Annotated in this window: 17 protein-coding genes and 1 tRNA gene; 4 read left to right on the top strand and 14 right to left on the bottom strand. The window is 61.4% G+C overall.

Annotated features, from left to right (window positions below):
• Nucleotide 1 precedes the first annotated feature (1 nt).
• The 4 genes from cysT to dibA all read right to left on the bottom strand — a co-directional run bounded on the left by cysT (nucleotide 2) and on the right by dibA (nucleotide 4,494).
• Nucleotides 2-820 carry a sulfate ABC transporter permease subunit CysT gene (gene cysT / locus J2Y90_RS06940; protein ID WP_007952818.1) on the bottom strand — a complete coding sequence of 273 codons (819 nt, stop codon included), beginning with the start codon at nucleotides 818-820 and terminating at the stop codon, nucleotides 2-4.
• A gap of 172 nt (nucleotides 821-992) precedes the next feature.
• A complete protein-coding gene (locus J2Y90_RS06935; RefSeq protein WP_064361638.1) occupies nucleotides 993-2,006 on the bottom strand; it encodes a sulfate ABC transporter substrate-binding protein in 1,014 nt (337 codons plus the stop codon).
• A gap of 147 nt (nucleotides 2,007-2,153) precedes the next feature.
• Entirely contained in the window at nucleotides 2,154-2,336 is a 183-nt protein-coding gene (gene oscA / locus J2Y90_RS06930) for a sulfur starvation response protein OscA (RefSeq protein ID WP_007917682.1), read from the bottom strand.
• Nucleotides 2,337-2,574: 238 nt separating this feature from the next.
• Nucleotides 2,575-4,494, bottom strand: coding sequence for a phosphodiesterase DibA (dibA, locus tag J2Y90_RS06925; protein ID WP_253497813.1), 1,920 nt, complete (start codon nucleotides 4,492-4,494; stop codon nucleotides 2,575-2,577).
• A 147-nt stretch (nucleotides 4,495-4,641) separates the two neighbouring features.
• Between dibA and desA the strand changes: the two genes are divergently transcribed.
• Both desA and J2Y90_RS06915 read left to right on the top strand, forming a co-directional pair.
• Complete coding sequence (desA, locus tag J2Y90_RS06920; protein ID WP_253497810.1) at nucleotides 4,642-5,826, top strand: delta-9 fatty acid desaturase DesA; 1,185 nt, start codon at nucleotides 4,642-4,644, stop codon at nucleotides 5,824-5,826.
• A gap of 211 nt (nucleotides 5,827-6,037) precedes the next feature.
• Nucleotides 6,038-7,027 (top strand): GGDEF domain-containing protein, encoded by a 990-nt coding sequence (locus J2Y90_RS06915; protein WP_253497807.1) that lies wholly within the window; start codon nucleotides 6,038-6,040, stop codon nucleotides 7,025-7,027.
• A gap of 137 nt (nucleotides 7,028-7,164) precedes the next feature.
• Here the strand turns inward: J2Y90_RS06915 and J2Y90_RS06910 are convergent, their stop codons facing one another.
• From J2Y90_RS06910 to gabD, 3 genes are all read right to left on the bottom strand, one after another.
• Nucleotides 7,165-8,376: a response regulator gene (locus J2Y90_RS06910; protein WP_253497804.1), complete on the bottom strand. Its 1,212-nt coding sequence runs from the start codon at nucleotides 8,374-8,376 to the stop codon at nucleotides 7,165-7,167.
• Nucleotides 8,377-8,511: 135 nt separating this feature from the next.
• Entirely contained in the window at nucleotides 8,512-9,789 is a 1,278-nt protein-coding gene (gabT, locus tag J2Y90_RS06905) for a 4-aminobutyrate--2-oxoglutarate transaminase (RefSeq protein ID WP_253497802.1), read from the bottom strand.
• A gap of 185 nt (nucleotides 9,790-9,974) precedes the next feature.
• Nucleotides 9,975-11,417, bottom strand: a complete 1,443-nt coding sequence (gene gabD / locus J2Y90_RS06900; RefSeq protein ID WP_253497800.1) for an NADP-dependent succinate-semialdehyde dehydrogenase — start codon at nucleotides 11,415-11,417, stop codon at nucleotides 9,975-9,977.
• A 433-nt stretch (nucleotides 11,418-11,850) separates the two neighbouring features.
• Between gabD and J2Y90_RS06895 the strand changes: the two genes are divergently transcribed.
• Nucleotides 11,851-11,927 (top strand) — tRNA-Arg (locus J2Y90_RS06895).
• A 77-nt stretch (nucleotides 11,928-12,004) separates the two neighbouring features.
• On the opposite strand, the gene J2Y90_RS06890 is transcribed toward J2Y90_RS06895, so the two are convergent.
• Entirely contained in the window at nucleotides 12,005-12,274 is a 270-nt protein-coding gene (locus J2Y90_RS06890) for a hypothetical protein (protein ID WP_253497798.1), read from the bottom strand.
• 46 nt (nucleotides 12,275-12,320) lie between these two features.
• On the bottom strand, nucleotides 12,321-12,881 hold the full coding sequence (locus J2Y90_RS06885; RefSeq protein WP_253497795.1) for a YbhB/YbcL family Raf kinase inhibitor-like protein: 561 nt from the start codon (nucleotides 12,879-12,881) through the stop codon (nucleotides 12,321-12,323).
• A gap of 138 nt (nucleotides 12,882-13,019) precedes the next feature.
• On the opposite strand from J2Y90_RS06885, the gene J2Y90_RS06880 reads away from it, so the two are divergent.
• On the top strand, nucleotides 13,020-14,543 hold the full coding sequence (locus tag J2Y90_RS06880) for an FAD-dependent oxidoreductase (protein WP_253497793.1): 1,524 nt from the start codon (nucleotides 13,020-13,022) through the stop codon (nucleotides 14,541-14,543).
• Nucleotides 14,544-14,664: 121 nt separating this feature from the next.
• Here the strand turns inward: J2Y90_RS06880 and pgaD are convergent, their stop codons facing one another.
• From pgaD to J2Y90_RS06855, 5 genes are all read right to left on the bottom strand, one after another.
• The gene (gene pgaD / locus J2Y90_RS06875; RefSeq protein ID WP_253497791.1) at nucleotides 14,665-15,186 is read right to left on the bottom strand and encodes a poly-beta-1,6-N-acetyl-D-glucosamine biosynthesis protein PgaD; all 522 of its coding nucleotides are present in this window, start codon (nucleotides 15,184-15,186) and stop codon (nucleotides 14,665-14,667) included.
• Nucleotides 15,183-16,538 (bottom strand): poly-beta-1,6-N-acetyl-D-glucosamine synthase, encoded by a 1,356-nt coding sequence (gene pgaC, locus J2Y90_RS06870; RefSeq protein WP_253497789.1) that lies wholly within the window; start codon nucleotides 16,536-16,538, stop codon nucleotides 15,183-15,185. Before pgaC ends, pgaD begins: the two co-directional genes overlap by 4 nt.
• Nucleotide 16,539: 1 nt before the next feature.
• Nucleotides 16,540-18,537 (bottom strand): poly-beta-1,6-N-acetyl-D-glucosamine N-deacetylase PgaB, encoded by a 1,998-nt coding sequence (gene pgaB / locus J2Y90_RS06865; protein ID WP_253497787.1) that lies wholly within the window; start codon nucleotides 18,535-18,537, stop codon nucleotides 16,540-16,542.
• A gap of 12 nt (nucleotides 18,538-18,549) precedes the next feature.
• Nucleotides 18,550-21,030, bottom strand: a complete 2,481-nt coding sequence (gene pgaA, locus J2Y90_RS06860; protein WP_253497785.1) for a poly-beta-1,6 N-acetyl-D-glucosamine export porin PgaA — start codon at nucleotides 21,028-21,030, stop codon at nucleotides 18,550-18,552.
• 236 nt (nucleotides 21,031-21,266) lie between these two features.
• Nucleotides 21,267-22,772, bottom strand: a complete 1,506-nt coding sequence (locus J2Y90_RS06855) for a YdgA family protein (protein ID WP_253497783.1) — start codon at nucleotides 22,770-22,772, stop codon at nucleotides 21,267-21,269.
• Nucleotides 22,773-22,797 lie beyond the last annotated feature (25 nt).

Here is a 22,797-nt window from a genome sequence, read left to right as displayed (position 1 = left end):
CTTATGGGGTTTCGATGCGCCGCTGCAGCAAGTTGATCAGCAGCAACAGGACGAAGGAAACCACCAGCATCAGCACGCCGATGGAGGTGGCACCGGTGTAATCGTACTGGTCGAGTTTGACCATGATCAGCAGCGGCAGGATTTCGGTTTTCATCGGCATGTTGCCGGCGATGAAGATCACCGAACCGTACTCGCCGACACCACGGGCGAACGCCAGAGCGAAACCGGTCAACCACGCCGGCAGCAGCGCCGGCAGCAGAATGTGGCGGAACACCTGTAATGGTTTAGCACCGAGGCAGGCAGCCGCCTCTTCGACTTCACGGGGAATATCAGCCAGCACCGGCTGCACCGTGCGTACCACAAACGGCAGGGTTACGAAGGTCAGTGCGAGGGTAATGCCCAGCGGTGTGTAGGCGATCTTGAAACCGAGGTCGGCGGCGAACTGCCCGACCAGACCGGTCGGCGTGTACAGCGCCGTCAGCGCGATGCCGGCGACGGCTGTAGGCAGGGCGAAAGGCAGATCGATCATCGCGTCGATCACCTTGCGTCCGGGGAAGGTGTAGCGCACCAGCACCCAGGCCAGCAACGTGCCGATGATGCCGTTGATGATCGCCGCGCACAGTGCGGTGCCGAAGCTCAGCTTCAACGCCGCCAGCACCCGCGGTGCGGAGATGATCGTCCAGAACTGATCCCAGGTCAGCTGGGCGGCGTGGACGAACATCGCTGCCAGCGGGATAAGCACAATCAGGCTGAGGTACACCAAGGTGTAACCCAGCGTCAGCCCGAAGCCGGGTATGACGGGGGAGATACGACGCGACATAAAAGTCCTTGGTTAAAAGCATTCCGCTGAACGCACCAATGTGGGAGCAAGCTTGCTTGCGAAGAGGGAGTATCAGCCAACTCTACGTCGTCTGACACTGCGCTTTCGCGAGCAAGCTCGCTCCCACATTTTCCGCGCCTGGCTTCAGGCTTGATGTGTGGCTGAAGTCAGATTACTGCGCCTGATAAATCTGGTCGAACACGCCACCGTCGTTGAAGAATTTCGGCTGCGCGGATTTCCAGCCGCCGAAGTCCTTGTCGATGGTCACCAGCTCCAGTTTCGGGAACTGCTGGGCGTACTTGGCGGCCACGTCCTTGTCACGTGGACGATAGAAGTTTTTCGCAGCAATTTCCTGGCCGGCCGGGCTGTACAGGTGCTTGAGATAGGCTTCGGCGATCTGCGCGTTGCCCTTCTTCTCGGCATTCTTGTCGACCACGGCCACTGGTGGTTCGGCGAGGATCGACAGCGAAGGTACGACGATATCGAACTTGTCGGCGCCGCCGTCTTCTTTCAGCGCCAGGAACGCTTCGTTTTCCCAGGCCAGCAACACATCGCCCTGACCGTTGTTGACGAAGGTGATGGTCGAACCACGCGCACCGGTGTCGAGGATCGGCACGTGCTTGAACAGGGTTTGCACGTATTCCTTGGCCTTGGCTTCATCACCGCCGTTGGCTTTCAGGCCATAGGCCCACGCGGCGAGGAAGTTCCAGCGCGCGCCACCCGAGGTTTTCGGGTTTGGCGTGATCACCGAGACGTCATTCTTGACCAGATCGCCCCAGTCCTTGATGCCTTTCGGGTTGCCCTTGCGCACCAGGAACACGATGGTCGAGGTGTACGGCGTGCTCGCTTCCGGCAGACGCTTCTGCCAGTCGGCCGGCAGGGTCTTGCCGAGCTTGGCGATTTCATCGATGTCGCCGGCCAGGGCCAAGGTCACCACGTCAGCGCGCAGACCGTCGATCACCGCACGACCCTGCTTGCCCGAACCGCCATGGGATTGCTGGATTTTCACCGTGTCGCCGGCATGATCCTTCTGCCAGAACTTGATGAATTCGGCGTTGTATTCCTGATACAGCTCGCGCGTCGGGTCATACGACACGTTGAGCAGCTCGTAATCCTTGGCAACGGCGGAACCGGCAAACACGGCACTGGCCAGCGCGGCCAAAGCGTAACGGCGAATCGACGACATGGTGAAAGCTCCTGGAATTCCTGGTGGTGGCTTTTTCTTATGTATTGCGGAAATTGTGGTGCCGTTTCAAACATCGCAGCCTGCGGCAGCTCCTGCGCACAGCCCCCTGTAGGAGCTGCCGCAGGCTGCGATCTCTTGACCTTCAGCTCAGCCCGGTTGTTTGCCCGGTTGCTGCAAACGGAATTTCTCTTTGCGTTCGATCTGTACGACTTGCGCGTTGTGCACAGTGATCTCCACCGCGCCGAACCGCAGATCGCGCAGGGCGCTCTGGATTTCACGCAAGATGGTGCTTTCGTCCTGACCGTCAACGCTGCGAAGGGATGCGCTCATGGTGCTGCTCCTTTGAAGGGGTTTTGCCTGGCAGTGGGCGGCACTGCGTTCGGCGTGGGAGCAATATAAGAGAGGCACGGATATTCTTAAAAAGACTATTTAAGAATGTTTATATAACCAGAAATGTTTATCTGCCCGCACAAGGGGTTGCAGCCTGTAAAAGCAAAAAATCGCAGCCTGCGTCAGCTCCTGCACCGGCCCCTGTAGGAGCTGCCGAAGGCTGCGATCTTTCGCTCTTTCAACCAATCACAGGTGCTCTGGCCCAATCGATATCCTGCACTGGCACCGGTCGCCCAAACCAATACCCCTGCCCCAGATCACACGCCTGCCCGCGCAAAAACGCCGCCTGCTCAACCTGCTCGATCCCCTCGGCGTGCACCTGCATGCCCATGCTCCGCGCCAGCGCGATGATCACCCGGACAATCGCCACGTCATCCTCGTCCCAGGGCAACCCGGCAACGAAGCCCTGATCGATCTTGAGTTTCTGCACCGGCAGGCGCTTGAGCCGCAGCAGCGAGGAATAGCCGGTGCCGAAATCATCGATGGCCAAGCGCACACCCAGCTCACGCAAACGGTGCATTTGTTCCAGCGCCACTTCCGGATCGTCCATCACCGCGCTTTCGGTGACTTCCAGTTCCAGATAGCCCGGATCCAGTCCCGTGTCGTGCAGCACCTGCGCCACCTGCTGGTACAACTCGCGCCGTGCGAACAACCGCGACGAGACATTCACCGCGACGAACGACAGCACCAAGCCGCTTTGCTGCCATTGGCACATCTGCCGACAAGCCTGCTGCATCACCCAGGCATCGATGTCGGCGATCAGACCGGTGCGCTCGGCAATCGGAATGAATTCCGCCGGCGACACCAGGCCGCGCTGTGGATGCTGCCAGCGCACCAGTGCCTCGACGCCGATCAGACGGCTGCTGTGCAGGTCATGCACCGGTTGGTAATAAACGCGCAATTCCTGCTGCTCCAGCGCGCGGCGCAGTTCGAAGGCGATTTCGACCCGTTGCTGGGCGTGTGCGGTCAGCTCTTCGGTGTACAGCGCGTAACCGTTGCGCCCGCTGCTTTTGGCCTTGAACAGCGCGCTGTCGGCGTTGCGCAGCAACTGCTCGGCGCTCAAGGCATCGCTGGGAAACAGGCTGATGCCGATACTGGCGTTGATAAACAGTTGATTGCCGTCAATCAGCAGCGGCTCCTTGAACGCGTCCAGAATCCGCTGCGCCAATGCCGCCGCCTGCGCAGGCTGGGGACAACTTTCCGCGAGCACCGCGAACTCGTCTCCACCCAGCCGCGCCAAGGTGATGCCGGGGCCGACCAGCTCCTGCAAACGCTTCGCCACCGCTTTGAGCAAGCGGTCGCCGACGTTGTGCCCGAGGCTGTCGTTGATCATCTTGAAGTGATCCAGATCGAGCATCAGCAGCGCGCAGCCACGCTTGTGCGTCTGCGCCGACGCCAGCGCCTGCTCGGCGCGATCGCTGAACAGCAGGCGATTGGGCAGATCGGTCAACGGATCGTGATGCGCCAGGTGTTTGAGCTCGGACTCGGAATCCTTGATCGCACTGATGTCGGAGAACACCGCCACGTAATGGCTGAGCCGGCCGAAATCATCGTGAATCACCCGGATCGTCTGCCACTGCGGATAAATCTCGCCGGTCTTGCGCCGGTTCCAGATCTCGCCACTCCATTCACCTTCGGCCTCGAGGGTGGCGAACATCGCCTGATAGAACCCCGGCGGATGGTGGCCGGACTTGAACAAGCTCGGCTGCTGGCCGATCACCTCGTCACGCCGATAACCGGTGATTTCGATGAAGGCGCGGTTGACGTGGACGATCAAGCCCCGGTGATCGGTGACCAGCACGCCTTCGCGAGTGCAGTCGAAAACGGCGGCCGCCTGACGCAAGCGCTCGCGGTCGGTGTGGCGCTCGTGCAAATGAGCACCAATTCCGAGCAACCGACCCAGACGCGCCCGCGCGAGAAAAATCAGCCCGGCGCTGACCGCTGCCAGCAGATAACCGTTGATCAGTTGCCAACGGGCCAGCTCAATGGAGTCATCGAAGAACTTGCTTGATAAATGATCAGTTACTTGCAGCCACACGGCGGCCAGCACGAGATAGAGCAGCGCTGCACGCAAGGCATCGCGGTAAGTCGCAGGCATTCGGTCGTCCATGTCCCTACAAAAAGGTTGGAATTATAGGTCAAGAAACATTCAGCGACTTCTTATCTGAAAGGGCGACTGGTTTTATCTGTGTGCTTAGTGATAATGCAACGGCTGTTTTTATCTTTATCGAGGGCCCTATAGCCTATGTGGTACGAAGGTTTTCTTGGCTTGTCGGCCTGGTCACTGGTCGCGGTCACCCTGCTGATGACCCATGTGACGATTGTTGCCGTCACGGTCTATCTGCACCGTTATTCGGCCCACCGCTCGCTCGAGCTGAATGCGGGCCTGAAGCACTTTTTCCGTTTCTGGCTGTGGCTGACCACGGCGCAGAACACCCGCGAGTGGACCGCCATCCACCGCAAACACCACGCCAAATGCGAAACCGAAGATGACCCGCACAGCCCGGTGATCAAGGGTCTGTCCACGGTGCTGCGCACCGGTGCCGAGCTGTACCGCAGCGAAGCACAGAACCCGGAAACCCTGCGCATCTACGGCAAGAACTGCCCGGAAGACTGGATCGAACGCAACCTCTACAGCCGCTATCCGCTGCTGGGCGTGGCGATCATGGGTGTTATTGATCTACTGCTGTTCGGCACGATCGGCATCACCATCTGGGCGATCCAGATGATGTGGATTCCGGTGTGGGCCGCTGGCGTCATCAACGGCCTGGGCCATGCTGTCGGCTATCGCAATTTCGAATGCCGTGACGCGGCGACCAATCTCGTGCCGTGGGGCATCCTGATCGGCGGCGAAGAACTGCACAACAACCATCACACCTACCCCAACTCGGCCAAGCTGTCGGTGAAGAAGTGGGAATTCGACCTCGGCTGGGCGTGGATCAAGGTCTTCTGCTTCCTGCGCCTGGCCAAGGTGCAGCGAATCGCGCCAATCGCCCACCGCGTCGAAGGCAAAGGCAGCCTCGACATGGACACTGCCATGGCGATCCTCAACAACCGCTTCCAGATCATGGCCCAGTACCGCAAATTGGTGATCGGCCCGCTGGTCAAGCAGGAGCTGGCCAAGGTCGATCACTCGGTGCGCCACCAGTTCCACCGGGCCAAACGCCTGCTGTCGCGGGAAACCAGCCTGCTGGAAGACCGTCATCACCTGCGCATCCAGACCATGCTCGAACACAGCCAGGCGCTGAAAGTCATTTACGAAAAACGCCTGGCCCTGCAGCAGATCTGGGTCAAGACCAGCTCCAATGGCCACGACATGCTCGCTGCCATCAAGGAATGGATTCACGAGGCCGAGGCCAGTGGCATCCAGTCGTTGCGTGATTTTGCCGATCAGCTGAAAACCTACTCGCTGCGTCCTGCGGCGGTCTGATCCGGCACTGGCTGCGATCTTCTGATTCCGAGAATCAAGAGATCGCAGCCTCGTTGCACTCGTCAGCTCCTACAGCTCGCCGCCTGGCGGGACTCGGTAATGGCCGGGAACTTCGCCGAAAATCCCCTATCTCAAAGACACTTCGCCATCTCCGGCGGGTTGTCCTGTGGCCGTTGTCGACATTGCGGCGCGCCCTTTGAGATCTGTGCCGATGGTCAACAACAACCAGAAAGACACATCCTTCACCCAATGGCCCGAGGCCGCGCAAACGCTGATGGCGCTGATGCACGCGCAGGGTGAAGTCGCGCGTCTGAGTGAACGCGAACAGTTGATCAGTTCGCTGCTGGTCAGCGTCAACGCCGTGCTCTGGGCCTTCAACTGGGAAACCCGGCAGGTGCTGTACGTCAGCCCGGCGTATGAACGAATCTTCGGCCGTTCCGCCGCGCTGTTGCTGGCTGACTACAACCAGTGGCGTGACAGCATTTATCCCGATGATCTGGAGTACGCCGAACAGAGTCTTGCCGAAGTCCTGCACCGAGGTGCGGTGGAAGATCGCGAGTACCGCATCATCGCCGCCGATGGCCAGGTGCGCTGGCTCAGCGACAAATGCTTTATCAATCGCCAGGACGAGCCCGGGCAGCCGGTGATCATCGTCGGCATCGCCGAAGACATCACCGACAAAAAGCACATGGAAACCGAGCTGCAACGCTTGGCCACAACCGACGTGCTGACGCAAAGCAGCAATCGCCGCCACTTCTTCGAATGTGCCCACCGCGAATTCGCCGAGGCTCGCCGCCAAGGCACACCGCTGGCGTTCCTGCTGCTGGACATCGATGATTTCAAAGTAATCAACGACAGTTACGGCCATCCGGAAGGCGACAACGTCCTGCAACGGATCGCCGAATGCGGGCGCGGCTCATTGCGCCGTGGCGACCTGTTCGGGCGGATTGGCGGTGAGGAATTCGCTGCGGTGTTCCCCGGCTGTGCGCCGGAGATGGCCGTGCAAGTGGCGGAGCGACTGCAGCAGGAAATCCAGCGACTGCGCTTCGACCACGACGGCCAGCCGTTCAGCATCACCGTGAGCCAGGGCCTGACCAACCTCACCGACGAAGACAAGAGCCTCGACAGCCTGTTCGCCCGCGCGGATGCGGCAATGTACGAGGCGAAACGTCAGGGCAAGAACCGGATTATTGCGGCCTGATCCGGTTTTCACGCCTGGTGCTGTACCTGTGGGAGCGAGCCTGCTCGCGAAAGCATTCTGTCAATGCACTCAAAGCTGAATGACACACCGCCTTCGCGAGCAGGCTCGCTCCCACATTGACTGGCGGTGACATCTGTTTATTTGCGCATCCGCATCAACTCCGGCAAGCCGATCTTGAGCAACCGCGCCGTCCGGCTCTTCGCCAGTTCCTCGACGCCTTCATGCTCGGTCAGCCGTGCCATCTGCGCCGCCATATTCATCACCAGCGCCTCGCGACTGTAAACGCCACCACCGAGCTGGTAGACCGAAGCAATCAACTCGCGCAACTCCAGCGGGAGCCGCCAGCGAGTTCTCAATGCCGAGCCGTAAGAAGCGGCAAACTTCGCCAACGCTTCACCGACCTCCTCCAGCTCGTCCAGCTCGCCGCCGGCCTGTTGCCATTCCTTCAAGCAGCGCAGCAGCGCCAGATCGCCGAGCCGATGCAGCATGCCCGCGCAATAGCAGCGCTCCTGATCCAGATCGAGCAAGCGCGCCAGCGTGCGCGCGTATTCCGCCGTGTGCAGTGACAATTCCCAGTAGCGCTCGGCGTAGTCCGCCAGGCATGGATCGCTGAGCCGGGCGCTGCGTTTGAGCGCCAGCCCGAGAATCAGGTTCATGCTCTGCCCGGTGCCGAGTCGCTGCAACGCCTGCGCCAACGTTTGCACTGGCGCGCCATGGTGCTGCGCAGCACTGTTGGCGGCCGCGATCAGTACCGCGGTGATCTGCGGATCGGTGCGAACCTCTTCCTCCAGCAGTCTCAGGTCCAGCCCTTGGGGATTGAGGCTGCGCTTGATCGCCACCTGTACGTCGGTCATCAGCGGCGCGCCATCGGCCTGCTCGCGACGCCGTTCCAGAAACACCGACAGGGTCATGCCCGGCGCCAGTGCCGACACTTCGCAGACCACGGCTTCGCCGGCGTTGAGCAGCAAACCCTGCAAGCGCTCGGTCAGGCATTCCATGTTCAACGGTTTGGTGAGGTACGCGGTCGGCGCCAGCGGAATCGCTTCGCGCACGCTGGCGCTGTCGTTGCGGCTGCTCATCAGAATGAACGGCAGCGGCGGATTGCGTTTGCGCTGGCGCACACTGCGCAGCACATGCAGTCCATCGATGCCGGGTAGCTCCCAATCGACGATGGCCAGGTCATACGGCACCTCGCCAAGCAACGACAGCGCTTGCTGGCCATCGGCGCACAGATCCAGGCGCGCATCGCAGCGCACGTTGAGCAGCACTTGTTTGAGCAGGTCGCGAGACCAGGGGTCGGCCTCGGCAATCAGCACCCGGGGTACGGCGGGTAAATCAACGGCAGTCATGCGCGCTCTCCTTGCAATGCCTGAACCTTAGCCAATGCCGGCCATTCGTTACAGCGCAAACGCGACCGATGTGTTTCAAGGGGCGTAAAAAAACCCGCCGAAGCGGGTTTTTGTCGAGCAGGTCACACCAACGAATCAGAGCTCGGAGAAGCACTCTTCGATGATCGCCAGGCCTTTGTCCAGTTGCTCGTCCGGCGAAGTCAGCGGGACCAGCACGCGCAGTACGTTACCGTAAGTGCCGCAGGACAGCAGGATCAGGCCCTTGTCACGCGCCTTGGCCACTACAGCTGCCACCGCAGTCGGGTTTGGCTTGTGGCTGTCGCCGTTTTCGAACAGCTCGACCGCGATCATCGCGCCCAGCGCGCGCACTTCACCGATCACCGGGTACTTGGCCTGAATGGCCTTCAGGCCGGTAACCAGACGCTCGCCGACAGCCTTGCAGCGGTCCAGCAATTGCTCTTCTGCGAACACTTCCATCACCGCCAGCGCAGCGGCGCAAGCGATCGGGCTACCGGCGTAGGTGCCGCCGAGGCCGCCCGGGGCGATGGCGTCCATGTACTCGGCCTTGCCGCACACGCCGGCCAGCGGGAAACCGCCAGCGATGGACTTGGCGAAGGTGGTCAGGTCGGCGGCAACGCCCATCTGCTCCATGGCGAAGAAAGTGCCGGTACGGCCAGCGCCGGTCTGCACTTCGTCAGCGATCAGCAGAATGCCGTGCTGGTCGCACAGCGCGCGCAGACGCTTCATGAATTCTTTCGGCGCGACGTAGAAACCACCCTCACCCTGAACAGGTTCGATGATGATCGCGGCGATGTCTTTCGGCTCGGCGTCGTTCTTGAAGATGCGTTCGATGGAGGCGATCGAATCGTCGATGCTCACGCCGTGCAGTTCGTTCGGGTACAGCGCGCGGAAGATGCCGCCTGGCATCAGGCCCATGCCAGCGGAGTACGGCACGACTTTACCGGTCAGGCCCAGGGTCATCATGGTGCGACCGTGGTAAGCGCCGGTGAAAGCGATCACGCCAGCGCGGCCGGTGGCGGCACGGGCGATCTTCACGGCGTTTTCCACTGCTTCGGAACCGGTGGTGACCAGCAGGGTTTTCTTGGCGAAATCACCCGGCACCTTGGCGTTGATTTTTTCGCACAGCTCAACGTACGGCTCATAGGCCAGCACCTGGAAGCAGGTGTGGGTCAGCTTGTTCAGTTGTTCGGTTACGGCAGCGATGATTTTCGGGTGCACGTGGCCGGTGTTCAGTACCGCGATACCGCCGGCGAAGTCGATGAACTCGCGACCTTCAACGTCGGTCACGGTGGCGTTCTTTGCCGACTCGGCGAAGATCGGATGAATCTGGCCAACACCGCGTGGAACAGCTGCGGTACGGCGGGCCATCAGTTCAGCGTTAGTCTTGCTCATTACAGTCCTCATTCGCCGCTCATCGGGCGGCGTGGCTCAAGGATGAAGCGGGAGGAATCGGCGGTGGCAGCATGCGATGATCGACTGCCACGGCGTTCCCGGCCGCAGAGAAAATTCCGTTTTGAAACGACGCAAAGGGTCAGCGCTCTCGTGCCCTTTGCGTTTGCAGCGATCCCATTCCCGGCTTAGATGCCCAGGCAGAGGTATTTGATTTCCAGGTAATCTTCGATGCCGTACTTGGAACCTTCACGGCCCAGGCCCGAGGCCTTGATGCCGCCGAACGGCGCGACTTCGTTGGAGATCAGCCCGGTGTTGACGCCGACCATGCCATATTCCAGCGCTTCGGCGACACGGAACACACGGCCGAGGTCGCGTGCGTAGAAATACGAGGCGAGACCGAATTCGGTGTCGTTGGACATGGCGATCACTTCCGCTTCGTCTTTGAAGCGGAACAGCGGCGCCAGCGGCCCGAAGGTTTCTTCCTTGGCCACGGCTGCGTTTTCCGGCACGTTGGTAAGGATGGTCGGTTCGAAGAAGTTGCCTTCCATCGCCTTGCCGCCGGCCAGTACGGTCGCACCTTTGCTCACGGCGTCAGCGATGTGTTCCTGAACCTTGGCCACGGCTTTTTCGTCGATCAACGGGCCGGTGGTGGTGCCATCTTCCAGACCGTTGCCGATCTTCAGTTTGGCCACAGCCACTTTCAGCTTCTCGGCGAACGCATCGTAGACCGCGTCCTGAATGTACAGACGGTTGGCGCAGACGCAGGTCTGGCCGTTGTTGCGGTACTTGGAAATGATCGCGCCTTCGACGGCCTTATCCAGATCGGCGTCATCGAACACGATGAACGGCGCGTTGCCGCCCAGTTCCAGCGAGACCTTCTTGATGTCCTTGGCGCATTCGGCCATCAACTGACGACCGATTTCGGTCGAGCCGGTGAAGGACAGTTTGCGCACGATCGGGTTGCTGGTCAGCTCGCTGCCGATGTCGCCGGCGCTGCCGGAGACCACGCTGAACACACCCGCCGGAATGCCCGCACGCTGTGCCAGTTCGGCCAGGGCGAAAGCGGAAAATGGAGTTTGCGATGCTGGCTTGAGCACCATGGTGCAACCGGCAGCCAGCGCCGGGCCGGCTTTACGGGTGATCATCGCCGCCGGGAAGTTCCACGGGGTGATCGCGGCAGTGACGCCAATCGGTTGCTTGATCACGATCAGGCGCTTGTCCGGCTGATGGCCCGGAATCACATCACCGTAGATGCGCTTGGCTTCTTCGGCGAACCACTCGATGAACGAAGCGGCGTAAACGATTTCGCCCTTGGCTTCGGCCAGCGGCTTGCCCTGTTCGAGGGTCATCAGGCGCGCGAGATCGTCCTGGTTCTCGATCATCAGTTCGAACCAGCGACGCAGCTTGCCGGCACGCTCCTTGGCGGTCAGTGCACGCCAGGCCGGCAGCGCCTTGTCGGCGGCCTCGATGGCACGGCGGGTTTCAGCGGCGCCCATCTTCGGCACGGTGCCGAGGATTTCGCCGGTGGCGGGGTTGTTGACCTTGATCGTCTGACCGTTGTCCGCATCGACCCAAGCGCCATCGATGAAGGCTTGCTGGCGGAACAACTGGGTGTCTTTAAGCTGCATGTCGGCTTTCCTTAACAGCACCGCGGCCTGCGCGGAGCAAATTATGATTGTAGAAAGGCGCCTCGCAAGGCTGCCGTCAGGGAAATCAGTGAGCGGATTGTGGCGCATCGACAGTGCACGACCGGGCGCACCTGCGCTGCAACATCCCGTCAACGAGCGTTTGAAATCTCAAACGGATCGTAGGTTCAAAGGGGGTAAAGGACAATAGGTCGTTCAAAAAAAAGAACAAAAATGCCGCTTTTCAGATCAACGCACCGAAAACCCGTGCCGCAGGAAAAACCTTAGATCAACCCCGGCAAAGCGCCAAGCGAGGGTTTTGCAGGACGTTACCGCTTTAAGGAATGCAGCGATTTCGCGCCGACACGCACACTGACAAAACCCGCCAAACCCGGCATGGACGCCCCGAGCCGACCTAGGTATGATGTCGCCCGCTGCACCAGTAGCTCAGCTGGATAGAGTACTGCCCTCCGAAGGCAGGGGTCGTGGGTTCGAATCCCGCCTGGTGCACCATGAATCAAACGAGAAAGCCCCGGACTGTGATGGTCCGGGGCTTTTTTGTTGGCGATGACAAGATCGCTGGAAGGCCGTCACTCCGTCGTCCAGTCAAACTCATCATATTCATCGTCGCCACCTCCCTCCTCCTCAACCTCGTCAAACACCTCGTCTTCTTCAACGAGGTCTTCTTCCGGCTGATTCAGCAGAAATTCCTTACGTGTCTCGGTTACTGCACGCCGCATTTGTTCGCCCTTCTCCGGGCAGTTGAGTAGCTGGGCGATGCGGTCGATTTTTGCTGCCACGGTGTCCTCCAGCGCATTGGCAATGGCTCGATAGTGCGCGTTTTCGCGGGGCAATGCCAAATGGCTGGGGATTCAGGGCAATCAGCCGCCCGGGAGCGGCCGAGCCTCAGCGGTGATAACGCCGCACCGCGCTGCTGTTGCGCAGCACATGGCCTTTGATTTTTTCCATCAGCTCGGCACGGGTCAGGCCGGCAGGCAGGACGTCCGGGGCGAGGTCGAGGGCGTAGATCTGGATGATGTAGTGGTGCGCGCTGTCGCCCACTGGCGGGCATGGACCCATGTAATGGGTGTTGCCTTTGCTGTTGGTGCCGCCGACCCCTTCGAGGGCGGATTTGGCGCCGACGCCGGCCGCGATCTGGTGGCTGGTGGATTTGATGCCGTAGTGAATCCAGTGATCGACGCCCAGGCCTTTCTGGCCGTCCGGGTCGTGCATGACGATGGCGTAGCTCTGGGTTCCAGCCGGGCCGGCGTTCCAGCTCAGCGCTGGCGACTGGTTCTTGCCACCGCAGCCAGGCGCGTCGCTGGCAGCGGCCGAGGTGAACAGACGGTTATCCGACACGCCGGGAATGCTCAGGGTGAAGCGCTCCTGGGCCTGCGCCGGGAACTGCACGCAAAGGGTCACGGCGATGGCCGCCAGCCATGGGTTGAGAGAGGTCAATCGGGTCATTCCGGGAGCACCTTGTGCAGTGAGGCCGTCGTCGGCCCGCAACTATAGCTGTACCGTTCGTGCCTTGGCAGTAGCAAATGGCTGAACCTCGCGCGGCGGCCTCAACTCACAAGAGAAATGCCTGCGAGGAAGCCGAAGATGTCCCTGCACCGTGTTGCCCGTTTCGCCGATGTCCCGCAAGACCGTGGCCTGCAAGTCGAAATCGGCGACTGCAAGATCGTCCTGCTGCGTGCCAACGGAGAGTTGCGGGCGTTTCAGGGCCTGTGTCCACATGCTGGCGCGCCGCTGGCCGAAGGTGCGTTGTGTCACGGAAGGTTGATTTGCCCTTGGCACAAAGCCGCGTACCGCGCCGAGGACGGTGGCCTGTGCGAGCCGCCGTCGCTGGACAGTCTCAAGCGCTATCCGCTGGAGTTGCGCGGCGAAGATATCTGGGTCGATGACCAGCCCCTGCCCGATACGCACACCCCGCCCGCCGACGATCCAAGAACGTTCGTGGTGGTCGGCGCTGGCGCCGCAGGCACGGCTTGCGCGGCGGCACTGCGCGAGAAGGGTTTTGGCGGGCGCATCGTGCTGGTCGACGGCGAACCGGATGCCGGCTACGACCGCACGGTGTTGAGCAAATTTGTGCTCGCCGGGGAGATGTCGCCGAAAGAGGTCCCGCCCCTGCGCGATGAGGCGTTCTATCAAGTGCAACGCATCGAACGCGTGCAAAGCGAAGTCAGCGCACTCGACGCTCCGGGCAAAACCCTTCATTTGAACAATGGCGCAATCCTGCGCTACGACGCCGCGGTTCTTGCCACGGGTGGCGCGCCCAATCCGCTGAAGCTGCCCGGCGCTGACCTGGCCAACGTTTTCGTCCTGCGGTCCAAATCCCAGGCAGAACAGATCATCAACGCCGCTCAACCGGGCCAGCGCGCGGTGATCATCGGCGACAGTTTCATCGCCCTCGAATGCGCGTCAGCCCTGCGCGAGTACGGCCTCGACGTCACCGTCCTGGCCCGCCATGCCGTCCCGTTTGCCAAGCAATTCGGCGACGCCGTGGGCAAGGCGATTCGCGCGTTGCACGAAGAGCACGGGGTGAAGTTCATCAGCGAACATGAGGCCACGCAGATCCTTGGCGAAGACAAGGTCGAGGGCGTGCTGCTCGACAATGGCCTGCGTCTGGCGGCGGATCTGGTTCTCGCCGGAGTCGGCGTGCACCCGGCTACCGAGGCCTTCGGCTCACTGTCCAAGGAAGATGATCAGTCTTTACGCGTTGATGACGGCATGCGCGTCACTGATGGCTTGTGGGCCATCGGTGATATCGCCACGTTTCCGCTGAGCGGCCAGCCGACCCGTATCGAGCACTGGCGCCTGGCCCAGCAACACGCGCGGATTGCCGCCGCCAACATGCTCGGTGGCGAGGAACATTATCTGGATGTGCCGTTTTTCTGGACGTACCACTTCGGCAAGAACTACGACTATCTCGGTCACGCTGCAGAATGGGACGAGGTCGAGTTCAACGGCGAGCCGGAAAAGCCGCCGTTCATTGGTCTGTTCGCAAAAGACGGCATCGTTGTTGCGGCGGTGGCGTGTGACAAGCAACGCGCGATGGCGCTGCTGGCCGAGCGAATGAAGCAACCTCTGCGGATGAAAGAGGCCTGGACGCTGATTCAGGCCTGACACCGGTCCGGTAGGAGCTGCGTAGGAGCTGACGAGTGCAACGAGGCTGCGATCTCTTGATCTTGCTTTTACATAAGCAAAATCAAAAGATCGCAGCCTTCGGCAGCTCCTACAGTGGAGGTCACGTCAGCCGGTTCACCGGCTCGCGATTGTCATCTTCATCGGCCTGCAGAAAAATAACCCGCTGTTGCCCCAGCGGCGCGGGCAATGCCTGCTGCTGCACCGGCCAGAAATGCGTTTCCACATGGCTGATGTCGCCGTCCTGATCGTTGTGGATGGTCATCACTCCAGGCGTGCGCAGTTTCTGGAAACGCTCATCGCAGAGCTTGAAGCTTTTGCTCAGGCCTTCATCACCAATCACCGGCGAGGGCAATCGGCGCTGGGCGAAGCTGCGGCTCTTGCGTTGCTGATAACGGGCCCAACCAATCAGGATCACGGCGTTGACCACCGCCACCCACAGATAAACCTGCAAGGTGCCCAACGCGTCGAATGCCGAATGCTCGACGCGCGGGCCGCCGGTGGTTTCGATCAATGGCCACAGGCCGCGCACCAACAGGTACAGCAGGCCGACCCAGGCCATCACCGTGAGGATGACGTCGATCACCACCAGAAAGGGCCGTTGGCGAGTGCGGATAATTTTCATTTGATGACTTCCTCCTGATCGTCGCCCAGCGGTCGGATGCCCCGATCAGGACTGACCCAGCGCGCGCGTTTCTTGTGTTGGCTGAACAACACTTTGGGGAAACTGACCAGGGTGGTCAGCAGACTGATGAGCCAGAACACCAGCGGGTACCAGACCACCCAGAACATGGTCTTGCCCAGACCCGGTTCATAGCGCCGATCGATGACGATGCTGACCGCGAACTGCACCAGGCAGACCACCGCCAGCAACAGACCGGTGAAGGCCGGCGGCATCAAGTGATCCACGGCAATCGCGTCCGGCATGACCATGAACTTGCCCATGCCCCAGAAAATCACCGACAGCAGGAAGGTGAATGCCCAACCGGTGGACAGGCAGTATTCGAACAACAGCGGCCACAGGTAGCGATGGCGGTACTGCCAGATGCCGCGAATGTTCTTGAACAGCACTTCGGCGCCGCCCTGAGCCCAACGCAGACGCTGTTTCCACAGACCGCCGATGGTCTCCGGCATGAGGATCCAGCACAGCGCGCGCGGTTCGTAGAAGATGCTCCAGTGATCGAGTTGCAGCTTCCAGCTGATGTCGATGTCTTCGGTGATCATGTCCGGGCTCCAGTAACCGACCCGGTTCAGCGCGGTGCGGCGGAACGCGACGATCACACCGGAGACGGTGAAGATGCGCCCGAACACCCGTTGCGTGCGTTTGATCAAGCCGATGATCGAAGAGAACTCGCCAACCTGCACCCGCCCGATCAAGGTCGACCGTGTGCGGATACGGGGGTTGCCGGTGACCGCGCCAAGGCGTGCGTTATCCAGCATCGGCGCAACCAGATAGGCTGCGGTATTCGGCGCCAGCAACGCGTCGCCATCAATACACACCAGATACTCGCTGCGCGCAGCGATCGCGCCCATGCGCAGCGCTACAGCCTTGCCCTGGTTTTCCGCCAGATGCAGAACCCGCAGTCGAGGATCTTCCTTGGCCAGCGCATCGAGCACAGCGGCAGTGTTGTCCTTGGAGCCATCGTTGATCGCGATGACTTCGATGTTCGGGTAATGCTGCGCCAGTGCCGCGTGGATGGTGTCGGCAGCGTTGTCGCCTTCGTTGTAGCAAGGAATCAGGATCGAGATCAGCGGCTCGCCTTCCAGTGGCGGCGGCAGCGTGTCGTCCTGCCACGGCCAGTGGCGCTCCCAGTGCAGCCAGAAATACAGGCCGCCGGCGATCCACAACCCGGACATGAACAGCGGGTAGAAGAACACGAACGACATCAGGAACTGGCCGGTCACGAGGAAGATCAGCCCAAGCGGAACGCCAAGGACAATCGCCAGAACAAGCAGGGCTAACAGTCTATCCAGCATGTTATGGATTCCATTTGTTGGAGAGTGCAGGCCTTACGGTTTTCAGGTCCGGCAGGTTGTCGAGGAAGTTGTCCGGGTAGTAACCGAAACTGGTCGCGCCCTGGCGCTTGAGCCGGCCCATCCAGTCCGCCAGCTGCGCGGCATCGATATCGGCCTGATCCTTCTGGTTCCAGTCACGCGCCTGCAATTCGAACACGGTGCGGTTGAGCGCGCCGGGACGTTTCTTCACCGTGGCGACCAGTTCTTCCAGCCACCGACCGGACTCCGCCAGCGTCTGTTTTTCCATCAACGGCATGGCCATCGGCGCCGTCCAGTCGTAGGTGGCGAGGAAGTCATCGAGGTTCTGGGCGAACCACGCTTCGCTTTCAGGGTTGAGCATCGGCTCGGCGAAGATGTTGCGCGCGGTCAGCACCTGCGGGCCGCGGATTGCGCGGACTTTGGCGGTCAGTTCGTTGGTGAAGTCGATCAGGTAACGACTCTTGAAGCGCGTCCAGCGTTGCATCGCTGCCGGGTCGTCGCGCAGCGCGGCAATCGAGCCCGGCAGCCCCTGGGCGACGTAGGCCTTCAAGGCATCCGGGCTGGCATCTTCGAAATCCGACAGCACGGCGTCGTCGTGGTAAATAACACCGTCGACCGAGGTCAGGCGCGCCATGTCTTCGTAGATTTCACCGATGACCCGTCGCACTTCCGGATTGAACGGTGACAGGCGTTTGTACTGTTTCGGATCGACCGAGGTGGTGGCGGTTTTCGGGTCCCAGCGGGTTACACGCGGCAGCTTCGAATCGAGTTCGAAACTCAGCACCGGCATCCACGCAAAAACCTTCACATGGGCACGGGTGCGCAGTTGCCAGGCGACGCGATCGAACAGGTCGGCGCGCACCGGCAAGTGGCGGTTGGGGAAGTACAGCGAGTGCACCAGACCATCGCCCTTGGGATCGGCGAAGGCTTGCAGGAACACCGTGCTGGCGCCCAGGTCAGCCATGCGCTGCACCAGTTTGCCGAGGTTGATGTCCTGCTGCGCCGGGTCCGGGTCGTAGACGTTGTCGAGATCGACGTGCACCACGCGCATCGGCGCATCGGCCTGCACCGAGACGATGCTGTTGGCGAAATGCTCGCCATCAGGATCGGAGGCGACCAGAAAGCGCGGCCCGCTCATCAGGTTATCGAGGGTGTCGAGGCCGTCGTCCAGGGTCAGGGCCATTTCATAGCCCTCCTCGCCGACCACGGTCAGCGATGTACCGTCAGCGGCGCCGTACGGCCAGACCCAGACCCGCGGTTTGTAACCGGTAACCTGGCGGATCTTCTCGGAAATAGTCTTCACGTCGGTACGAATGCGCGCCTGGAAATCGGCTTCGGATTCATAGCGCTTGGTGACCGGGTCATAACGCCGGGTCGCGGCGGCCGGCTGCAGGTTGCCCTGCGGGTTGGCGAGGATGCCTTTGTGGTTGGCGTCAGTGTGGGCGGCGATTTCCACCAGTCCGGACCTGGAGATTTCGCGTATCTGCTCCCAGGTCAGAAAATCCGAACGCTTGCGCGGCGTGCCGGCAAAGTCCACCGGCTGATTCAGCGGTGTGTCGATCCAGGTGCCAACCGGGGCCAGCAAGGCGTGCCAGTTGTAGGCGCGCAACACTGGCAGCACGCGGGTATAGAAGCTGGCGTAACCGTCGTCGAAGCTGAGCAGCACCGCTTTCGCCGGCAGCTCGGGGCCACCCTTGCGTGCGGCCATGATCTGGTCGACGGTCACCGGTTTGTAGCCGTTTTCACGCAGCCAGGCGAGTTGCTCGATCATGCGTTCGGTGCGCACTGCCACCACGGCCTGATCGGGATCACGGTCTTCAACGTCGTGATAGGCGATGCCGAGTACGTGGTTTTTCGGCCACGCTTGTTCACTGGCCGCGACCGGGCGCTCGGAGGGCGGCGCGAAGGCCGGGGCTTGCTGGGCGCAGGCGCTGATCAGAAGCGCTCCCAGCAGAAGGATGAAACGCGAGATAAAAGGCATCTTCAAACTCTTCTAGAAGCGGAAAGTGAGGTCGACAAGCAGACGCAGATCAGTTTCCCGATCACCGTCGTAAGGCCGGTTGATCACACTGAACATGCCGCCCACATCGAACACGTCGTTCCAGGCGTACCGTTGGCCGTAACCGAGTAACGCCATGCCGCCGGTGCCGTGGTCGCGCTGACTGTAAGTGCCCGCGCCGGCCTGGAATTGCTGGCTCCAGGAAGTCTCGTAACGGTGGTAGAGGACGTGGTTGACGTTGACCAGCGGCATCACGCTGAAGTCGGACTTGGGGTTGAAGTACGGCACGTCATCGGATTTCGAGTTGTGGCTGGTGCCGACTTCCAGACCGGCATCGACCTGGATGTTCGGCGCGCTGTAGATACCTTCGCGTCCGGTCACCAACGCTTCGACACGGTTGTTGCCATCGCTGAAGTGCGAGGGGCTGACCGAGACGCGCCACTCGCGGCTTTCGTTGGCGCGCCAGCGCAGGAATGCGCTGCCGCCATTGGCCTTGATGTCGCTGTTGAGTGCGCGCAGCGGCGTTTCCGCCGAGAGGTATTCGAGGCTGCCGCCGTACTGCCAGCGATCGTTGATGTCACGGGCAATCGCCAGGCGCGCGCCCTGTTTGTCACCGAAGCCGTAATCGTGATTCGACACTTCGGCTACGAGGGTCATGTCACGGGTACGCCGTTCCAGGCCGACCCGCTGGAAGCGATGGTGGCCGGTGCCTTCGGCGAAATCACCGGTGGCATAACCGGCACCGGCAAACACCCGCCAGTCTTCGTTGATCGGCGGGCTGTAAAGAGTGCTCTGGATGCCGAAATCACGGCTGCCGCTGACCGCACCGGCATCGCCACTGCCGCCACCATTGGCCTTGCCGCCGTAGGCTTCGACGCGCAGTTCGGCCATGTCATGCACTTCGCGCTCGCGGGCCAGACGCTGCACCTGACGGTTGTCCGGATAGCGCGCGACCACGTCGTCAACCAACGCATCGTTCTGCCGCCACTCCTGCAATTCCATTGCGGTGCGCGCCTGAGCAACTTCCAGACCGGCATCGCGCGGCGCCATGCCCTCGGTTTCCTTGAGCTGGTTCTCCGCGCGGCGCGGCCATTGGCGGGCGAGGTAAAGATCGGCCTGGGCCAGACGCAAGCCAAGGTTGCCCGGTGCCTGTTCGACCAGAGTCTGCAAACGCTCTTCACCATGGGGCAGATCGGAACCGTAGGTACCGGCCTGGGCGGCGAGTTGCTGGGCGTCCATCCACTCATCGTTGGGGTTGCCGATCGGCAGCCCCTTGAGTTCGACGCGCGGACGCTGGGCTTTCGCCGCGTCTTCAGCGACCTTGCGCGCTTCGTCGGCGCGGTCGCTTTCCAGCAGCGAGTAGTACAGCGCAGTGGTGTCTTCGAGGCGATCACCGACATCGGCGTCCGGCGCCGAAAGCACTTGGCGATACAGATCGGTGGCAATCTCGGGCTCACGCTGATCGAGATAAGACGCTGCCACCCAGCGCAGGGCATAGGTCGGAATCTGCACGCCCTCGGCCTGCAGCTTTTGATATTCGCCGATGACGTCGGCAGTGCGCGCCCGCGCCTTGAGCGCGCCCATGCGGTCGATGCGCCAGCGCGTCACGTCGTCATGGGCAGTGGCGTCAGGCGTCCAGGTCGCGAGGAGTTTGTCGTAATCGGCGAGCGCGCGGTCAGCAATGACGTAGCGTTCCTGTTCGCTGCGGGTGGCCAGTTCGGCGAGGCGTACGCGTTCGGCGGCGAGATCGCCTTCGAGGCGGCGCAAGGTCACCGGATCAATCAGACCGGGACGCTGACGGGCCAGACGCAGCGCCGGTTCAGGCAGACGGGCCTTTTGCAGCGCGACTACGTATTCGCGGGCGACCTCCGGTTTGTTGCCGGCGCGGATAAAGGCCTGATCGAATTCGAAAAGTGCGTCGTACTGCTTGCCGGCGCGACCGAGGGCGTAGCCCAGGGCGAGGCGGCGTGACGGATCATCGGGTTTGGCGGCGACCAGCGCCTGGGCGCGGGTGACGGCCTGATCAGGTTTGCCGGCATCGGCTTGAGTCAGCGCGAGGCCCAGTTGCAGGTCGGCGTTGTCAGGTTCCAGCGCCAGCGCCTTGTTGTAGACCTGGGTGGCCTGATCCCAGCGCTTGAGGTTGCGGTAGGCACGCGCAGCGGCGGTCAGCGCCTGAACCGGCAGGATGCGGTCGCGACCCTGGGTTTCATAGACCTTGACCACTTCGGCATCGAGCCCGGCCCAACTGGCGATTTGCAGGTGATCGCTGATCTGGCCGTCGCTGGCCTGACCCGGCGGCACCTGACGCAGCACCGTCAACGCCGGCGTGTAATGCCCGGCCCGGGCATCGCGGACCATTTCATCATAGGGTGTGTCGGCCAACGCCAGCAGCGGCCAGAGCAACTGGCTGCAGAGGGCGAATCGGAACAAAGGGCGCAAACCACGATGTAATACAGGGCCATCAATACGCGGCATTTGTCAGCATCCTTACATGGCCAGCCGGGTCGCAATGCCCTCCTTGCCCATTCGTAACGGTGGCCGACAGAAACAGCCTTCGGCCAAGCTTGGTGAGGCAGTCTGCACGCAAGCGAGGTCGAATTTTCACAGCGCAATAATTGTTCAGAATCGGCCGGACCTGCCAGATTCCAGACAGCAAAACGCCCGGCGCCTGTTCACACAGGGGCCGGGCGTCTGGAGGGCGCGCGGTGGATTTATTGCACTTGGGTGACGCCGGCGAACTTGCTCATCAGGAAGCCGATGAACTGCTCGACGGTCATTTTCTGGCCGTTGAATTCGACCTGATTGGCCGCGTAATGCAGCTTGGTCACCACGTTGGTGCCGTCGACGACGGCCAATTGCGAGCCGACCGCCATGCCGGCAAACATGTCCGCCGCTTCCTTGGACTGGTCGACGATGGCTTTGGCGTCAGTCTGGCCATCGAGTTGCGCCTGCACGCTGAGCAGATCGACCAGCATCGGCTTGGATACCTGAATGTTCAGGTCGAGCAGCGCGATCAGTTGCTTGCCGAGTTGATCCGGTGGCAGGTCCATCGATTGCGGCTTGGTCAGGTCGATCACCAGATTGGCGCGGCTTTCACCGTTGGCGGTGGTGAACGAAAGGTTCTCCAGCGCCAGTTGCGGGCCGGCGGCCAGCAGCTTTTGCAGATCGGCTTTGACCTGAGCATTTTCCGCTTCGGTCAGGTTCAGCTCCGGTGCCGGAAGCCCCTGAGCGGCGGCTTCGGCGGCGGCTTTTTCGTATGGCTGCAATTTGGTCTGGTAGATCTGCATCAGCGACATGGTCGACGGAATGTCGAGGTTCTTCAGGCTCATGGCCATGGCTGCCGACCCGACTTTCTTGTCATTGAGCGTCACTTCGCCGATTTTGTAATCGGCACGGCCCGAGGCGTTGCTGCCGTTCTCCTCGGTGCGGTTCTTCATTTCGAAGTTCTTCACCCCCAGCACCATCGGCTTGGCGCCGAAGGTGGTTTTGCTGCTGGTCACTTCCAGGGTGTTTTCCCCGGTGTAGTAGCCGTAGCTGCTCTTGGCGAGGTTGCTGGCCAGGGTCAGGCCGTTGAGCTCGATCTGCACCGGCGCCTGTTCTTCCGACACGGTGACCAGTTTCAGGTTATCCATGTAACCGTCGGCCTTGACCTTCTGCGCCTGGGCGCTGGCGGCGATGTCCATGCTCAGCCCGGAGAACTTCAGGCTCGATTGTTCATCCAGGGCGGTTTCGAACGGCACCAGGTTGAGGGTGCTGGTGGTCGATTCGTCGTAGCCGATGTTGGTCACGCCCTTGAGCGGCGCGGCGCCGTTGGTGGCGGCGAACCATTTTTCCGTGGACGGGCTCTTTTCCAGCTCGTAGTTGCTGGTGGCCATGACCGGCAACCATTTCAGCGAAACCAGACGCGAGAAAGGCAGCGGGCCGTGTTCAATGTGGTCGACAAACAGCAGCTCGACCGGCGCATCGCCGAACATCTCGCCCTCGCCCTTGAGACGATAGTGCGCGGTGCTGGTGAAGGTGTGGCGTTCCAGCGACACCAGCTCCAGCGATGCCGTGCCGTTGGAGCCGGCCATGGCGGTCTGCAGCTCTTTGTTGGCGTTGGTCACGGCGTTGTTCAGTACGCCTTCGATCTTGGTTCCGGTGTACCAGGCCCCGCCTGCGCTGATCGCGCCGATGGCAACAACAATTCCGAGGAGCACGCCTGCTGATTTATTCATGAATGACCTGATCGATTTCCGTGGC

The sequence above is a fragment of the Pseudomonas koreensis genome, from assembly GCF_024169245.1.
GTDB lineage: Bacteria > Pseudomonadota > Gammaproteobacteria > Pseudomonadales > Pseudomonadaceae > Aquipseudomonas > Aquipseudomonas koreensis_F.
Note: the sequence above shows the minus strand (reverse complement) of the source record. Positions and strands in the feature narration are given on the sequence as shown.

Bases quoted from the DNA above. Each gene is read 5' to 3' on its own strand.
- pgaA (WP_253497785.1), bottom strand. From the start codon at position 21,030: ATGCCGCGTATTGATGGCCCTGTATTACATCGTGGTTTGCGCCCTTTG.
- pgaD (WP_253497791.1), bottom strand. From the start codon at position 15,186: ATGAAAATTATCCGCACTCGCCAACGGCCCTTTCTGGTGGTGATCGAC.
- pgaB (WP_253497787.1), bottom strand. From the start codon at position 18,537: ATGCCTTTTATCTCGCGTTTCATCCTTCTGCTGGGAGCGCTTCTGATC.
- J2Y90_RS06910 (WP_253497804.1), bottom strand. From the start codon at position 8,376: ATGACTGCCGTTGATTTACCCGCCGTACCCCGGGTGCTGATTGCCGAG.
- dibA (WP_253497813.1), bottom strand. From the start codon at position 4,494: ATGCCTGCGACTTACCGCGATGCCTTGCGTGCAGCGCTGCTCTATCTC.
- J2Y90_RS06855 (WP_253497783.1), bottom strand. From the start codon at position 22,772: ATGAATAAATCAGCAGGCGTGCTCCTCGGAATTGTTGTTGCCATCGGC.
- oscA (WP_007917682.1), bottom strand. From the start codon at position 2,336: ATGAGCGCATCCCTTCGCAGCGTTGACGGTCAGGACGAAAGCACCATC.
- cysT (WP_007952818.1), bottom strand. From the start codon at position 820: ATGTCGCGTCGTATCTCCCCCGTCATACCCGGCTTCGGGCTGACGCTG.
- J2Y90_RS06885 (WP_253497795.1), bottom strand. From the start codon at position 12,881: ATGACCCGATTGACCTCTCTCAACCCATGGCTGGCGGCCATCGCCGTG.
- J2Y90_RS06915 (WP_253497807.1), top strand. From the start codon at position 6,038: ATGGTCAACAACAACCAGAAAGACACATCCTTCACCCAATGGCCCGAG.
- gabT (WP_253497802.1), bottom strand. From the start codon at position 9,789: ATGAGCAAGACTAACGCTGAACTGATGGCCCGCCGTACCGCAGCTGTT.
- gabD (WP_253497800.1), bottom strand. From the start codon at position 11,417: ATGCAGCTTAAAGACACCCAGTTGTTCCGCCAGCAAGCCTTCATCGAT.
- J2Y90_RS06935 (WP_064361638.1), bottom strand. From the start codon at position 2,006: ATGTCGTCGATTCGCCGTTACGCTTTGGCCGCGCTGGCCAGTGCCGTG.
- pgaC (WP_253497789.1), bottom strand. From the start codon at position 16,538: ATGCTGGATAGACTGTTAGCCCTGCTTGTTCTGGCGATTGTCCTTGGC.
- J2Y90_RS06880 (WP_253497793.1), top strand. From the start codon at position 13,020: ATGTCCCTGCACCGTGTTGCCCGTTTCGCCGATGTCCCGCAAGACCGT.
- desA (WP_253497810.1), top strand. From the start codon at position 4,642: ATGTGGTACGAAGGTTTTCTTGGCTTGTCGGCCTGGTCACTGGTCGCG.